The organism is Peteryoungia algae (assembly GCF_030369675.1).
GTDB classification, from domain to species: domain Bacteria; phylum Pseudomonadota; class Alphaproteobacteria; order Rhizobiales; family Rhizobiaceae; genus Allorhizobium; species Allorhizobium algae.
This window is the reverse complement of sequence record NZ_CP128477.1, coordinates 3,514,605-3,529,579: the sequence shown is the minus strand read 5'-3', so window position 1 is coordinate 3,529,579 and position 14,975 is coordinate 3,514,605. Positions and strand designations below refer to the sequence as shown.

Sequence of the window (14,975 nt, the reverse complement as noted above, 5' to 3'; positions counted from 1 at the left end):
GGAAGAGTTTCTGCGCTATGAGAAGCGTCAACCTCTGATCCCAACGCGGAAAGTGCCCATGGCCCCACGTCCTGCCCCAGGGTTTTGCCCTTGACCGGCCCCCATGACCCCGCCGTCCTTGCGCGGCTCGGCTTCGGCGCCTTCTTCACCGAGCAGGTGACGGCTGACGAGGCCGAACTCCTCGTCCGCCGTATTTCCTCCGTGCATCGCGACCGCGTGGAGGGGATCGATGCCACGGGGCCTGTTGCGATCGAGCTTCCGCCGAACAGCAATACGGCCGATTTCGCCGTGGGCGACTGGGTTCTGACCTCTCCCTATACCGGCCTCCTCGTGCGTCGACTGGAGCGCCACACCGTCCTGCAACGGCGGACCGAGGGCGCTTTCGGTCAACAGCTCGCCGCCGCCAATGTCGACACGCTGTTCATCGTCACCTCCTGCAATGCCGATTTCAACGCCGCCCGGCTGGAACGATATCTGGTCATGGCCAACGAGGCCGGCACGCGCCCGGTGATCGTACTGACCAAAGCCGATACCGTCGATGACGCATCCCCATATGCCGATGAAGCAAGAGCGCTGCAGCGCGATCTGTCCGTCGTCATCGTCAATGCGCGCTCGGCCGATGCCATCGACCCCTTGATGCCCTGGTGCGGCCCCGGCCAGACCGTGGCGCTGGTCGGGTCTTCCGGCGTGGGCAAGTCGACGCTGGTCAATACACTTGCCGGCCATGGCGCCGAGACGGCGCAGAAAACCGGGGCGATCCGCGAGCATGACGCCAAGGGGCGGCATACGACGACCGCGCGCTCCCTGCATGCCATTGCAAGCGGCGGCTGGGTGATCGATACGCCCGGCATCCGTACGCTTTATGTCAGCGACATCACCGACGGCATCGATACGCTGTTTGCCGAAATCACCGACCTTGCCCCGCAGTGCAAGTTTCGCGACTGCAGCCATTCGCATGAAAAGGGCTGCGCCGTGCAGGCCGCGATCAGGGAGGGTACGCTCGATGCGGCCCGGCTCGATCGCTGGCGCCAACTGCAGGCGGAAAACCGCGATCGCACGCCGGTCTATTCCGGGCCGAAGGGCAACAAGACACTGCGCAAGAAGAAGTATTGAGCTTTCCGCCGCCAAACCCTACATAGGGGTCACAGGCGACGCCCTTCGCACGCGTCGCATCCGCTCGACACAGACGAGCTTTCTTCCTCGTTTACCCGCGACATTCCAGGCTCCGGCATCCTGCCGGGGCACGATTCGAATTGGAGACCAGCATGGCAGACGACAAAAACGCCGCAGTGAAGGGCTATGAGCCCATCCCCTTTGCCAAGAAGCATCGCATCTCGGTCGAGGACGCCAAGACCATCCTGGCCAAGCATGGCGACGACCGCAAGTCAGCCGACAAGGAAGGCCGTCGCGTCAGCCTGTAAGGCGTGACTGCAACAGCCCGACCCCGGCGATCAATGACTGCCGGCCCAAAACAAAAGCCCTTTCCCCGGAAGACGAGGAAAGGGCTTTTTCATTGTTTAGGACAGGCAGGGCCGCCTGCCAGAAACAGGTCAGGCGCGCAGCGTACCGCCCGTCGATTTCTCGACATTGCCGACGATCTTCTTCGTCAGCGCATCGAAATCCTCGTCGGTCAGGGTCTTGTCGGAGGGCTGGATCAGCACTTCGATCGCCACCGACTTGCGTCCCTCACCCACCGAAGCGCCCTCGAAGATATCGAAGACGTTGACGCCCGTGATCAGCTTGCGGTCCGCGCTCGTCGCTGCCTTGATGATCGCGCCTGCCTCGACGGCCTTCTCGACGACGAATGCAAAGTCACGCTTGACCATCTGGAAGGGCGAAAGCTCCAGTGCCGGCTTGGTGCGGGTGGCCTTCTTTTTCGGCTCAGGCAGAGCATCGACATAGATCTCGAAGCCGCAGAGCGTGCCGGAGACATCGAGCGCTTCCAGCGTCTTCGGATGAAATTCACCGAAGGTGCCAAGCGTGACCTTGGGACCCGCCTTGATCGTGCCGGACCGGCCGGGGTGATACCATTTGGGGCCACCCTGCTCGATCTGCACATTGCTCATCGGGATTCCGCAGGCTTCGAGCACAGCGAGCGCATCGGCCTTGGCGTCGAAGACGTCGACGGGCTTGCCGCCGCCCTTGGCCCCATTCGACCACATGCGGCCGGCACCGGCGATCGATGCGGTTCCGCGCCGAACGCCGCCGGCAACACGCCGTTGACCTTCCGGCGTATCGGCTTCGTAAGTGCCCGACACTTCGAAGATCGCGACATCACCGAAGCCGCGGTCGGCATTGCGCTGGGCGGCCGTCAACAGGCCCGGCAACAGGGAGGGACGCATGTCCGACATATCGGCCGCAATCGGGTTGACCAGCTTCAACGCCTCGCTTCCGCCGCCGAAGAGCCTGGCGTGCTCGGCTGGAATGAAGGACCATGTGACTGCTTCCATCATGCCACGCGAGGCGAGCGCCCGCCGCGCCGAGCGCGTGCGGATCTGCAGGGTCGTCAGGATCTTGCCGTTGACCGAGCCGGTCGGCGGCAGCGGCTCTGGCTTGATCTTGTCGACGCCGAACATGCGCATGACTTCTTCGACGAGGTCGGCCTTGCCATCGACATCGGGACGCCAGGACGGAACGGAGACCTTGGCGACCTTGTCATCGCCCGAGAGGACTTCGAACCCGAGCGCGGTCAGGATCTGGCGCGACTCGTCGTTGGAAACGGTGAGGCCGGTCAGGCGCTTCACTTCCGAATAAGGGAAGTCGACGACCTTCTTCTGGTGGCCCTTGTAGCCTTCGACCTTCGCTTCGGCCGCGACGCCGCCGCACATGTCGAGCACCAGTTCGGTGGTGCGCTCAAGGCCCGGGACCATATATTCGGGATCGACGCCACGCTCGAAGCGATAGCGCGCATCCGTGATGATACCATGGGCGCGACCGGTCTTGGCAATGTTGATCGGATCCCAGAGTGCCGATTCGATCAGAACATTGACGGTGTTTTCATCGCAGCCCGAATGCTCGCCGCCCATGATGCCGCCGATCGATTCCGGGCCGTTGTCATCGGATATGACGACGTTGTTCGGGTTCAGCTTGTAGGTGTAGGTGTCGAGCGCGAGGATTTCCTCGCCGTCCTTTGCACGACGAACCACCAGTGTGCCGTGGACCTTGTCGGCGTCGAAGACATGCATCGGACGGCCCTGATCGAAGGTCATGTAGTTGGTGACATCGACGAGAGCCGAGATCGGACGCAGCCCGATCGCGAGCAGACGCTGCTGCATCCATTTCGGGCTCGGGCCGTTCTTCACGCCGCGCACGAGGCGATAGGCAAAGCCCGGGCAGAGATGATCTTCGAGCTCGAGTTTCACCTGATGCGGGGTCTCGCCCTCGACCTTGAAAGCAGGCGCCTTCCTTGTCTTGAGCGTGCCGAGACCGGAGGCTGCGAGATCGCGGGCAATGCCAAAGACGGAGGTGCAGTCCGGACGGTTCGGCGTCAGATTGATCTCGATGATCGGATCGTCGAGGCCAGCGTAAGACGCGAAAGACGTGCCGACCGGCGCATCCTCGGGCAGGTCAATGATGCCGTTGTGATCCTCGGAGATGTTGAGCTCCTTTTCGGAACACATCATGCCGTGGCTCTCGACGCCGCGGATCTTGCCGACCGAGAGGGTGACATCGATACCCGGCACATAGGTGCCCGGCCGTGCCAAGGCCCCGATCATGCCGGCGCGGGCATTCGGCGCACCGCAGACGATCTGCACCGGCTTGCCGTCACCGGCATCGACCGAGAGAACCTTCAGGCGATCGGCCTCGGGATGCTTTTCCGCCGTCAGGATCTTGGCGATGACGAAAGGCTTGTAGGCCGCCTTGTCGTCGACGTCCTCGACCTCGAGACCGATTGCGGTCAGGCGCTCGCAGATTTCCTCGAGCGAGGCCTCTGTTTCCAGGTGATCCTTCAGCCAGGAGAGTGTGAATTTCATTGTCTCGTTCCCATCTGCATCTTGCCAGAAGCATCCAGCGACCGCGCGCCTGACGCCTGCCTTCCGAGGAGCATGCTGACCACCGTCACATCGAGATCGATGTCGGGCCAGTGAATGCTCGTCGGCATGAATTCCACGTTGTTCCGCTCCACAGGCATCGCGTCCTTGAGGGGCGGATACCATGAGATCGGGACGCTGACGATACGACCGTCCGTCAGTTCCACATGCAAGAGGTCGTCATCGCAGAGGAGGTCGACCGGGCGCATGTTGTCGAGATGTTCAATCACGTCGCATTGCCTTCATTCACGCGGAGCGGCGGGATTGGTCCGCCGCCCCGTCTGGCCATCCTCATCCCATGAGGCAGCCACGCATCGTTCAGCTTAGCTGCTCAGTCCGCCAAACAGCGTCGGCACGTCGAGCGGGCGGAAGCCGTAATGGCTCATCCAGCGTACATCGGCGTTGAAGAAGTCGCGCAGGTCCGGCATGCCGTATTTCAGCATGGCAATGCGATCGAGCCCCATGCCCCATGCGAAGCCCTGGTATTCGTCAGGATCGAGGCCGCCTGATCGCAGCACGTTCGGGTGAACCATGCCGCAGCCGAGGATTTCCATCCAGTCCTTGCCTTCGCCGAACTTGACGATCGGACCCGAGGAGCGGTCGCACTGGATATCGACTTCGAAGCTCGGCTCGGTAAAGGGGAAGAAGGACGGGCGGAAGCGCATAGTGACGCTATCGACCTCGAAGAAGGCCTTGCAGAATTCTTCCAGGATCCAGCGCATGTGGCCGACATTCGCCGTCTTGTCGATGACGAGGCCTTCGACCTGATGGAACATCGGCGAATGGGTGGCGTCACTGTCCTGGCGATAGGTCTTGCCCGGGATGACGATACGGATCGGTGGCTTCTGGCTCTCCATGGTGCGCACCTGCACCGGCGAGGTATGCGTGCGCAGCACCTTGCGATCACCGTTCTCATCCGGGGACAAGAAGAAGGTGTCGTGCATTTCGCGGGCCGGATGGCCATCTGGAAAGTTCAGGGCAGTGAAGTTGTAGTGGTCGGTCTCGATATCGGGACCTTCGGCAATCGAGAACCCCATGTCGGCGAAGATCGCGGTGATCTCGTCGACGATCTGGCTGATCGGATGGATACGGCCGCGTTCGGCGGGCGAGGAACGCACCGGCAGCGATACATCCAGCGTCTCTGCCTTCAGGCGGGCATTGATCGCCGCATCCTTCAGCGCCGCCTTGCGGGTTCCGATTTCCTCGGTGATCTCGGTCTTGAGAGCATTGATCGCGGCCCCGCGCGTCTGGCGCTCTTCCGGCGTCATCGTGCCGAGCGTCTTCAGGAGTTCGGAAACCGAGCCTTTCTTGCCGAGGGCCGCCACGCGCACCGCCTCGATCGCGGGCTCATCGCCGGCTGCGGCGATGTCCGCCAGAAGCTGTGCCTTCAAAACGTCTAGTTCAACCATCTTGTCCTGCCTTGGCGGTGTTCGGGCTCGCCACCCTGTCGAGTGGGGCCTTCATCAGAAATTCCGTTGCCATGATGAAGCGTCGCAGATCACTACCCATGTGAACGCGGCCGATCAACCGTATCAGCGGCAAAATTCGGCTGGCCAGTGTCGTCAGCGATCGCAATTCGCGTTGTGTCGCATCCGTGGCGTGGCGCGACCATGCCCCGAGTGCCGCCGGGCAGGTTTCATCCGGTCGTATCGCACGCGACGCCACGATGAGAAAATACAGGAATACGTCGCGCGCCTGAGCCATTTCGAGCGGCATGACCGAGGCTGGATCCTCCTCGAAATCCATGAAGCCGACCTCGTCGTCGCTCAGGAAGAAATCACGCACATGCGGGCGCCCGTGGCTAAGGCCGGCGGCATGAACGCGACCAAGCCCATCGGCCGCCTGGACCAGAAGCGCGTCATGGCCCACCGGATCCGACGTGCGCAGAGTGTTCAGCCGCTCGGCCAAGGTCGGGCCGACATCGGCCATGACCATTGCCGTCTTCGACTGAAAAACGATCGGCGGCACCGGAAAGCCTGCCGCCGCGAAAATGTGCATCCGGGCGATCTCGCGCGCCTGCATGGCGTCGGGCGCCAGTTGCGGCGAGGGCCTCAGATGCGGAACCCGCAGAAGCGCTGCGACCAAACCCTGGAAGGAGACGAAACGCGGCAGCACCTTGACGCCCTGGCGCTTGATCCAGAGCCGGCGATGCGGCAGGTCGAGACATTGCACCCGGTCGTCGCTCTGGACCAGCGCTCTCAACACGTCCGCAATTTCATCGTCTTCGAGTTCGATTTCGCCACTCGGCGCATCGGACCCATCCCCCAGATAGGCCATGTCCAATCCTTCCCCGCCACTGCGGCAAACAAAAAACCCGCGCCGGAGGTCCAGCGCGGGTTTCCCAATCAAAATCCAAAGAGGCTTGGGAGCGCTGGTTTACTTGACCGCGCTTTCAAACTCGTTGGTCGTGCCGGCATCCTTGAGGTAGGCGAGCGACTTCTTCGAAGCGTCTACGAGCTTCGCGAAGGCTGCCGGCTCATGGATGGCGAGGTCGGAGAGGACCTTGCGGTCGACTTCGATGCCAGCCTTGTTCAAGCCGTCGATGAAGCGGCCGTAGGTCAGGCCGAATTCGCGGACGGCAGCGTTGATACGCTGGATCCACAGAGCGCGGAAGTTGCGCTTGTTGTTCTTGCGGTCGCGGTAAGCAAACTGCTTGGAACGATCGACGGCAGCCTTGGCGGCCCGGATCGTGTTCTTGCGGCGGCCGTAGAAGCCCTTGGCCTGCTTGAATACCTTGTTGTGCTTGGCGCGGGAAGTTACGCCACGTTTTACGCGTGCCATGTCATGATCTCCTTAATTGTCCAACAGCGAGCGGGTCTCAGAGACCGTTTGGCAGGTAGTTCTTGATGACCTTCTTGCCGTCAGGTTCAGCCAGAACCATCGTGCCGCGGGCATCGCGAATGAACTTGTTGGACCGCTTGATCATGCCGTGACGCTTGCCAGCAGCAGCCGCGAGGACCTTGCCGGAAGCCGTGATCTTGAACCGCTTTTTCGCGGAGGATTTCGTCTTCATCTTGGGCATTTTGCTACTCCATTGTTCTTGTATCGAAACAGGCAGACGAATGCCCGTTTTCAAGCATAAAGAACGGCCACGGCATGCCCTGCCGGACCGTTCGGACGGGCGCTTATAACCGCAGACCCAGGAAAGCGCAACGGGTGGCGGCCGGAATCTTCGAGGAGAGGGCGAGAACGTCGGCGCCGATAGCAAGGCCAGGCCCCATAGCCTCGCCTTCGGCCAGATGCGCGCCGGCGAACTGTCAGGCTCGCAGACCCTCATCGGCGGCGATCCACCGGACGCACCAAACGAAAAAAGCCGCCCCGAAAGGCGGCCTTTTGAACGTCACGGTGACGACGGCTCACTTCGGAGCGAGCACCATCATCATCTGTCGGCCTTCGAGTTTCGGCTCAGCCTCAACCTTTGCGATGGTCAGCGTGTCTTCCTTGACCTGAAGCAGGAGCTTCATGCCGAGTTCCTGGTGGGCCATTTCGCGGCCACGGAACTTCAGGGTCACCTTGACCTTGTCGCCCTCTTCGAAGAAGCGGTTCATCGCCTTCATCTTCACCTCATAATCATGGGTGTCGATGTTCGGACGCATCTTGATTTCCTTGACCTCGACGATCTTCTGCTTACGACGCGCTTCGGCCGCCTTCTTCTGGTTGGCGAACTTCAGCTTGCCCAGATCGAGGATCTTGCAGACCGGCGGCTCGGCATTTGGCGAAATCTCGACCAGATCGAGCCCGGCCTCCTCCGCCATTCGCAGCGCCTCATCAGTCGAAATGATGCCAAGGTTCACGCCCTCGTCATTGATCAACTGGACTTTCGGAATGCGGATTTCACGGTTGGAGCGCGGCCCGTCTTTCACGGGGGCATCGGTCTTGAACGGTCTGCGAATGGTCGTATTCTCCTCAAACAATTACAGAATGTCGCAGCGTTAACCCGCGCGCATTCGCGTCAAATGGCTATGTGATATCTGCGACGGCAGTGTCAATAGCATGCTTCTGAAAGAAAATCACCTGTTGTCCGCGACTCTGCGAATGTGTTTTACCACCTTCGACAAAAGGAGAGCGGCTACCATGGGCACAACAGCGAATATCTTGCAGGAGAAGACGATCACTGTCGGAACCGGCGAGGCGGCACGCGACATCGCCGTCATCACACGCCTCGGCGTCGCCAAGGACAAGCCGGCGGTCATCTGGCTCGGCGGCTACCGATCCGACATGGCCGGCACCAAGGCGATCGAGATGGACGCGCTGGCTGCCGAACAGGGCCTCACCGCGATCCGCTTCGACTATTCGGGGCACGGCGTGTCCGGGGGCGATTTCCGGAAGGGCACCATTTCACGCTGGACCGAGGAGGCGCTGGCGGTCATCGCAGACGCCGGCACTTCCAGGGTCGTGCTCGTCGGCTCCTCCATGGGCGGCTGGATCGCACTTCGCGTCATCCAGGAAGCGAAGCGGCTCGGCCTGCCGGTCACGGTCGCTGGCCTGGTGCTCATCGCACCGGCGCCCGATTTCACGTCGGACCTGATCGAACCCAGCCTGACGGAGGCGGAGCGGCAGTCGCTCTCGGAGCGAGGCTACTTCGAGGAAGCGTCGGACTACAGCCCCGAACCCAACATCTTTACGCGTGATCTCATGGAAGACGGCGCGAAGAACCGCGTGCTCAAGGGCCTCATCGAGACCGGCTGCCCGGTGCATATCCTGCAGGGCATGAAGGATCCGGATGTGCCGTATCAGCACGCCCTGAAACTCATGGAGTTCCTGCCGCTGGACGACGTCGTGCTGACGCTGGTTCGGGACGGAGACCACCGTCTCTCCCGCCCGGAAGACATTGCCCGGATGAAATCCGCAATCATCTCCATGATCTGAATAGCGTCGAAATACGATATCTCCCGCTGATCGGGAACAGAACGTGTCTTTGAACGTTCGAACTGTCGCATTTTAACCATAGTGGATGAATTGCGCCGGTGGAGACCATCGGCGCCGTTGACTTACGTCGCCCTGCAATCTTAACCTTTTGTTAAGGATACAGGGGACGTGTTCATGACGAACGGCTCGCACGCCATCAAGGCGCTCATCATCGCAGTTGCGGTTCTTGCACCTGCCCATGCGGGCTTTTCGGCACCGCAGTCGCTGCGATCGATGATCACCGGCAGCGTGACTTCCCAACCGATCGGCCACTACGAATTCTGCAAGGCCCTTCCGCAGGAATGCGCCGTTCGCAACCGTCCCTCGACCCCTCCCAAGGTGACCGATCACGGCTGGAGCCTGGTTCGCGACATCAATGCCAGTGTCAATCACGCCATCATCCCGATGACCGACGAGGAAATCTACGGGCGCGAAGAGGTCTGGGCTTATCCCGTCGATCTCGGCGACTGCGAAGATTTCGTGCTGCTCAAGCGCAAGAAGCTGATGGCAGCCGGATTTTCGGCCGCAGATCTGCTGATCACCGTCGTCCGCAAGCCCGATGGCGAAGGCCATGCAGTCCTCACGGTCCGCACCCAGTCGGGTGACTTCGTGCTCGACAATCTCAACGACGACGTGAAGCTCTGGACCGAGACGCGCTACGCCTTCCTCAAGCGTCAGTCGAACACCGACAGCGGCCGCTGGGTGACCATCGAGAACGGCACGGCCGACGTGCTGGTCGGCGCATTGCAGTAATCGGGTCGGGGATCGGGGCTCTCTTCACCGTCGCGTCAGCGCGAGTGTCGCCAGAACCGCCAGACAGGCCATGCCAGCCAGTGCGCCAAGCGCTGCCGATGGCCCCACCGTTTCGTTCAGCCATATCACCGAGACCGGCGCGATTGCCGACGCAACGATGCGCGTCGATGCGAGCGTGCCCATGGTCCGGCCATATCCGGCCGCCCCGAAGTAATGCAGCGGCAGCACGCCCCGCACGATCGACGTCAGACCCTGGCCCGCACCGTAAAACACCGCGAAGGCAATGGCGAAAGCCGCGAAGGGCTGAATGAGCGCACCCGCCAGCACGAAGAGGCCGAGTGCCAAGGCAAGAGCCGCGATCGTCGCCGTCATGGGAGGCGCGAAGAGGTTGCGCCTGGAATACTCGATCAGTCGCGCCGTTACCTGGCTCGGCCCGATGAGGCTGCCGGCAAGCGTCGCCAACGTGGTCGCATAACCGAGGTCGCGCATCAGGACGAGAAGCGTGGCGCCGACCGCTGATACAACGAAGCCACCCGCCGCGAAGGCCGTCGCCATCAGCACCATCCGGCGTTTCCGCTCTCCGTCAGGGTTCACCTCTGCGCTCGGTTCCCCGAGGCGGGAGACCGGCTCTGCGGCGCCCCTCGCTCGCGGCAAGGCGCAATGGATCGGCAGGGCGATCAGAAGGTTCATGGCGGCGAGGACGAGATAGACATCGCGCCAATCCATCCAGGTTAGCAGCCATTGCAGCAGCGGCCAGTAGACTGTCGAGGCAAAGCCCGCGATCAGGGTCACAAGGGTAATGTGGGCTCGGGCTTCCCGGCCATGGGTCTGGGCAAGGGCCGCGAACCCCGCATCATATTGCACGGCGAGTGCGATGAATTCTGCCACCAGGGTGATCACCGCAAACTGCCAGGCATTCTGCATCACCGCAAACAGGGCGAGCGCCACAGAGGCCGTGACCGAGCCAAGACAGAGAACCAGCCGCGCACCGAAGCGATCGACCAGGCGCCCGAGGATCGGCGCGGCGATCGCTCCCGCGAGCAGGCCGAAGGAAAAGACACCAAAGACGAAACTCTGGCCCCAGCCGAATTCGCGGGCGATTTCGGGAGCGAGTACGGAGAAAGAATAGTAGAGCGTACCGTAACCGATGGTCATGGTGACGCCCAGACCAATGGTCGCGGGAGAGGCTTTCATGGATGCGCCATAACGACGGATGATTGCAGACGTGTGACTGTCATCCTGGCGCAATCGTCCGAGATCGCCAATCCAAATGTCGCGCGCTTGTCGGCTTCAGCGCTATCTGCCACCATCCGGCCGAATGAGGGACCCGGTGCAGAGCGGACAGATCAGACAGCTTCTCAAGGAGGCAAGACGGCATAGCCGACGGGTTGAAGAGGCAGAAGACCTGCTTCAGGACGCGCTCGTCGCAGCACTTTCTGCCGGTCGGGCGGATCTTTCACTGCCGGAAAACATGCGCTGGATCCGTGGCGTTCTGCGTCATCGCAGCGCGTTCCTAGCGCGGTCGGCCATGCGTCGGCGGCAGCGGGAAAGTGCCTTCATATTCGAGCAGCCGATTGCGAGCGATCCGACCCTGCCACAGGAGCTCACTCGTCATGCGCAGTTTCTGCCGCCTGCGCTTCGAACGACATTTCTGCTTGCCGTCAATGGCCAGACCCACGTCGAGATCCGGCATCTGCTCTCGGTGAACGAGGTTACGCTCCGGCAGCGCATCTGCGAGATCCGCAAGCGGCTGCGCGTCGCCGGGCTTTCGGGTTCCGCCTCCGAGCGCCTCTCCGGGCAGCTGGCCTTCGGCTCGATCCGGCGGTCGCTGCGGCCGCTGGTGCTGCGGCTCGGCGCCCGGCTCGCAACCCATGATCCGGACGGTCATCTCATTTGTTTTGGTCTCGACCTCACGAAGTTGCGGCCTGCGGCAACATGAAGGCGTTCGCGTTCCAACACTGGAGTTCTCCATGCTGAAAACCAAGAAGCTCAACAACATCTGCTATTTCGTCACCGATATCGAACGGACTGCCCGCTTTTATGGCGAGGCGCTCGGACTGCCCCTGCAGCGCATGCAAAACGAGCCGGGTGAACCCGACTGGCTGATCGCCTCGACGGCCAACGGTATCGACCTCCTGTTCTTCCAGGCCGAAAGCAAACCGGGCAACTCCCCGATCATTGTCTTCGATCTCGAAGAAGGCGGCATCGATGACATGGTCGAAGGGCTTGCCGAACAGGGTGTCACGATCGTGACACCCGTCAGCCATTCGCCGGGCGGCTGGTCGGCGGAATTTGCCGACCCGGACGGGCATACCCTCTCGATGTATCAGACGGCGGAAATGCCTCGGCAGCTGAAGACCATGGCCTGACGCCGACCGCTCGTGGCAGTGCCCTCGTTATCCCTGCCCGATCAGAACGCCGGCGGCCAGCACCAGCGAGCCGCCGAGCACCACCTGCATGGCCGCGCGCCAGAAGGGCGTTTCCATATAGCGGTTCTGGATGAAGGCGATCGCCCAGAGTTCGAAGAAGACGACGATGATCGCGGTGATCGTCGCGGTCCAGAAATGCGGGATCAGATAAGGCAGCGCATGGCCGAGACCGCCAAGCGCCGTCATGATCCCCGAAGCAAGGCCACGCTTCAGCGGCGAGCCACGACCGGAGAGCTTGCCGTCGTCATGGGCAGCTTCGGTAAAGCCCATGGAAATGCCGGCGCCGACGGAGGCCGAGAGACCGATCAGGAAGGTGGACCAGGTGTCGCCGGTGGCGAAGGCCGCCGCGAAGATCGGCGCGAGTGTCGAGACTGAACCATCCATCAGGCCGGCAAGGCCCGGCTGGACATAGGTGAGGATGAACTGGCGCTTCTTCGTCTCGTCTTCCGTCTCGCGCACATCTTCCGGCAGATGCCGGTCGCCGAGCATGGTCGCGATCTCCTCATGGCCCTGTTCGGCCATGGCGAGATCGCCAAGAAGCTTGCGGATGCCGGCGTCGGAGGTGTGCTGGGCGGCCTCGTGATAAAAACGGTAGGCCCCCTCCTCCATTCGCATCGTTTCGTCACGGATTTGATCGAGCGTCTGGTTCTGGCGCAGCCAGTCGGGCTTACGGTCATAAAAGCCCTGCACGTGCTCCCGCCTGATCAAGGGAATGCGCTCGCCGAAACGATCGCGATGCATCTCGATCAGCATGTTGCGATGGGTGTGCTCGACCTCCGCCATGTCTTCGAAGACCTTGGCGGATTGCGGATACTGGGCGCGCAACTGATCGGCATAAGCGAGGTAGATCCGCGCATCATCCTCCTCTGAGGAAATGGCGAGTGCCAGGATTTCCTGTTCGGAAAGTTGATCGAAGGGCCGCTTGCCGCCCTTGAGGGAGAGACTGAACATGAGATTCAAACGCCTGTTTTAGAATTGTTCTAAACTTAGGGCAGATTTCTGCTTGAATCAAGATGCCGAATGGACCATCTCCTTCGGCAAGCGCATCAACCTTGCGACAGTCACCGAGAACGAGAGACAGCATGACCACGGATCTCACGGGCCGTGCCGCCCATCGCGCCGAGATTACCGCCCGTGCCGAAGCGGACATGGCGGCCATGGGCGTGGATGCAGCCTTCATCGAGCGCCTGGTGGAGACCTTTTACGGCAACATCCGCCGCCATGCGGATCTCGGGCCGGTCTTCGAGGGTCGCCTTGCCGGGCGCTGGCCCGAACACATGGTGAAGATGAAGGCCTTCTGGAGCTCCGTCGCCTTCAAGACCGGCGCCTATGGCGGCAAGCCCGTCATGGCGCATCACGGGGTGAATGGCATAACCGAAGGGCTCTTCCTTCAGTGGCTGCAGCTCTTCTCCGACACGCTCACCCAGATCGACGCGTCCGCGCAAGCCCATGGCTGGTTCATGGCGAGTGCGGAGCGGATTGCCAAAAGCCTCGTCCTGTCTCTCTTCTACAATCCGGCACAGGACGATCCGCGCTTGCAGGGCGCAAGCTGACGGTTCCTTGCGTGGAACAATGATCTGACGAAACAAAGCGCATATTTGGTCGGGTTGCCGGACAACTTAGTGAGCTTTTGCCCTTGCACTCCCTCGCCCGCGAGACTAGACCCGCCGCGGGAGCTGGAGGAGTGCATATCATCAGAGGCAAGAGATCATGAACCGCCGTCAATTTTTCAAACAGGCCGGTATTGCCGGCGTCGGAGCAGCCGCACTTGCAGCGCCCGCCATTGCGCAGGAAAACCCCAAGGTCACCTGGCGCCTCGCCTCGTCTTTCCCGAAAAGCCTCGACATCATCTTCGGGGCCGCGACCGATATTGCCGAAAGCGTCTCGAAGGCGACCGACGGCCAGTTCGAGATCCAGGTCTTCGCGGCCGGTGAAATCGTCCCGCCGCTGCAGGTGGCCGATGCCGTCACCGCCGACACCATCGAAATGGGCCACACCTGCTGCTACTACTATATCGGCAAGGACCCGGCTTTTGCGCTCGGCACCGCCATTCCCTTCGGTCTCAACGCCCGCATGACCAATTCCTGGTTCACCGCCGGCGGCGGCAACGAGTTGCTCAACGAGTTCCTCGCCACCCACAAGCTCTATGCGCTTCCGGCCGGCAATACCGGCGCCCAGATGGGCGGCTGGTACCGCAAGGAAATCAAGACGATCGATGACCTCAAGGGTCTGAAGATGCGCATCGCCGGGCTTGCCGGCGAGATCATGGCCAAGGTCGGCGTCACCCCGCAGCAGATCGCCGGCTCTGACGTCTATCCGGCGCTGGAGAAGGGCACGATCGACGCCACAGAATTCGTCGGTCCCTATGACGACCTGAAGCTCGGCTTCTACAAGGTCGCCCCCTATTACTACTACCCGGCCTGGTGGGAAGGCGGCCCGACCGTGCACGCCTTCTTCAACCTCGACAAGTTCAACGGCCTGCCGGAAAACTACAAGCGCATCCTCACCGATGCCTGTGCGGCGGCCAATGCGCGCATGCTCGCCCGCTACGACGCCTCGAATGCAGCAGCCCTGCGCGAACTCGTCGCCGGCGGCGCCCAGCTGCGCGCCTTCTCGTCGGATATCCTCGACACCTGCCACAAGGCTGCCAAGGAAACCTATGCGGATCTCTCGGCCAAGAACGAGTGGTTCAAGAAGCTCTTCGATAGCCAGCAGGCGTTCAAGCAGGACGCCTATCTCTGGGCCCAGATCGCCGAATACAGCTTCGACACCTACCAGATGATCCAGCAGCGCCAGGGCACGCTCTGAGGCCTTCATCCAAACGTGATGCAACGAACGCCCCGCCCCCGGTCGG

The 14,975-nt window shown here is 61.8% G+C and carries 17 protein-coding genes; 8 read left to right on the top strand and 9 right to left on the bottom strand.

The annotated features are described in order from the left end of the window. Positions 1-90: 90 nt before the first annotated feature. Together rsgA and QTL56_RS16760 are read left to right on the top strand one after the other, a co-directional pair. Entirely contained in the window at positions 91-1,113 is a 1,023-nt protein-coding gene (gene rsgA, locus QTL56_RS16765) for a ribosome small subunit-dependent GTPase A (RefSeq protein WP_245134255.1), read from the top strand. A gap of 152 nt (positions 1,114-1,265) precedes the next feature. Next, positions 1,266-1,421, top strand: coding sequence for a hypothetical protein (locus tag QTL56_RS16760; RefSeq protein WP_229573542.1), 156 nt, complete (start codon positions 1,266-1,268; stop codon positions 1,419-1,421). A 129-nt stretch (positions 1,422-1,550) separates the two neighbouring features. Here the strand turns inward: QTL56_RS16760 and pheT are convergent, their stop codons facing one another. The 7 genes from pheT to infC all read right to left on the bottom strand — a co-directional run bounded on the left by pheT (position 1,551) and on the right by infC (position 7,924). Continuing rightward, positions 1,551-3,974 carry a phenylalanine--tRNA ligase subunit beta gene (gene pheT, locus QTL56_RS16755; protein ID WP_245134253.1) on the bottom strand — a complete coding sequence of 808 codons (2,424 nt, stop codon included), beginning with the start codon at positions 3,972-3,974 and terminating at the stop codon, positions 1,551-1,553. Continuing rightward, positions 3,971-4,261 (bottom strand): DUF2442 domain-containing protein, encoded by a 291-nt coding sequence (locus tag QTL56_RS16750; RefSeq protein WP_229573544.1) that lies wholly within the window; start codon positions 4,259-4,261, stop codon positions 3,971-3,973. The genes pheT and QTL56_RS16750 overlap by 4 nt, the downstream gene beginning before the upstream one ends. Positions 4,262-4,354: 93 nt before the next feature. Then, positions 4,355-5,440, bottom strand: coding sequence for a phenylalanine--tRNA ligase subunit alpha (gene pheS, locus QTL56_RS16745; protein ID WP_229573545.1), 1,086 nt, complete (start codon positions 5,438-5,440; stop codon positions 4,355-4,357). Then, positions 5,433-6,308, bottom strand: coding sequence for a BUD32 family EKC/KEOPS complex subunit (locus tag QTL56_RS16740; RefSeq protein WP_245134250.1), 876 nt, complete (start codon positions 6,306-6,308; stop codon positions 5,433-5,435). Before QTL56_RS16740 ends, pheS begins: the two co-directional genes overlap by 8 nt. A gap of 99 nt (positions 6,309-6,407) precedes the next feature. Then, positions 6,408-6,812, bottom strand: coding sequence for a 50S ribosomal protein L20 (gene rplT / locus QTL56_RS16735; protein ID WP_229573547.1), 405 nt, complete (start codon positions 6,810-6,812; stop codon positions 6,408-6,410). Positions 6,813-6,849: 37 nt separating this feature from the next. Further along, positions 6,850-7,053, bottom strand: coding sequence for a 50S ribosomal protein L35 (rpmI, locus tag QTL56_RS16730; RefSeq protein ID WP_102020677.1), 204 nt, complete (start codon positions 7,051-7,053; stop codon positions 6,850-6,852). 334 nt (positions 7,054-7,387) lie between these two features. Continuing rightward, positions 7,388-7,924, bottom strand: a complete 537-nt coding sequence (gene infC, locus QTL56_RS16725) for a translation initiation factor IF-3 (RefSeq protein WP_229573910.1) — start codon at positions 7,922-7,924, stop codon at positions 7,388-7,390. A gap of 181 nt (positions 7,925-8,105) precedes the next feature. Between infC and QTL56_RS16720 the strand changes: the two genes are divergently transcribed. After that, positions 8,106-8,900 carry an alpha/beta hydrolase gene (locus QTL56_RS16720; protein ID WP_245134249.1) on the top strand — a complete coding sequence of 265 codons (795 nt, stop codon included), beginning with the start codon at positions 8,106-8,108 and terminating at the stop codon, positions 8,898-8,900. Between the two features lie 174 nt (positions 8,901-9,074). Continuing rightward, positions 9,075-9,692, top strand: coding sequence for a transglutaminase-like cysteine peptidase (locus tag QTL56_RS16715; protein WP_245134247.1), 618 nt, complete (start codon positions 9,075-9,077; stop codon positions 9,690-9,692). Between the two features lie 24 nt (positions 9,693-9,716). On the opposite strand, the gene QTL56_RS16710 is transcribed toward QTL56_RS16715, so the two are convergent. Then, entirely contained in the window at positions 9,717-10,886 is a 1,170-nt protein-coding gene (locus QTL56_RS16710) for an MFS transporter (RefSeq protein ID WP_245134245.1), read from the bottom strand. Positions 10,887-11,022: 136 nt separating this feature from the next. Between QTL56_RS16710 and QTL56_RS16705 the strand changes: the two genes are divergently transcribed. After that, on the top strand, positions 11,023-11,631 hold the full coding sequence (locus tag QTL56_RS16705) for an RNA polymerase sigma factor (RefSeq protein ID WP_245134244.1): 609 nt from the start codon (positions 11,023-11,025) through the stop codon (positions 11,629-11,631). Positions 11,632-11,662: 31 nt separating this feature from the next. After that, positions 11,663-12,061, top strand: a complete 399-nt coding sequence (locus QTL56_RS16700; RefSeq protein WP_245134243.1) for a VOC family protein — start codon at positions 11,663-11,665, stop codon at positions 12,059-12,061. Positions 12,062-12,088: 27 nt separating this feature from the next. On the opposite strand, the gene mbfA is transcribed toward QTL56_RS16700, so the two are convergent. Then, positions 12,089-13,072 (bottom strand): iron exporter MbfA, encoded by a 984-nt coding sequence (gene mbfA / locus QTL56_RS16695; protein ID WP_229573553.1) that lies wholly within the window; start codon positions 13,070-13,072, stop codon positions 12,089-12,091. A gap of 131 nt (positions 13,073-13,203) precedes the next feature. Between mbfA and QTL56_RS16690 the strand changes: the two genes are divergently transcribed. After that, positions 13,204-13,674: a group III truncated hemoglobin gene (locus QTL56_RS16690; RefSeq protein WP_245134241.1), complete on the top strand. Its 471-nt coding sequence runs from the start codon at positions 13,204-13,206 to the stop codon at positions 13,672-13,674. 157 nt (positions 13,675-13,831) lie between these two features. After that, entirely contained in the window at positions 13,832-14,929 is a 1,098-nt protein-coding gene (locus QTL56_RS16685) for a TRAP transporter substrate-binding protein (RefSeq protein ID WP_245134240.1), read from the top strand. Positions 14,930-14,975: the final 46 nt, after the last annotated feature.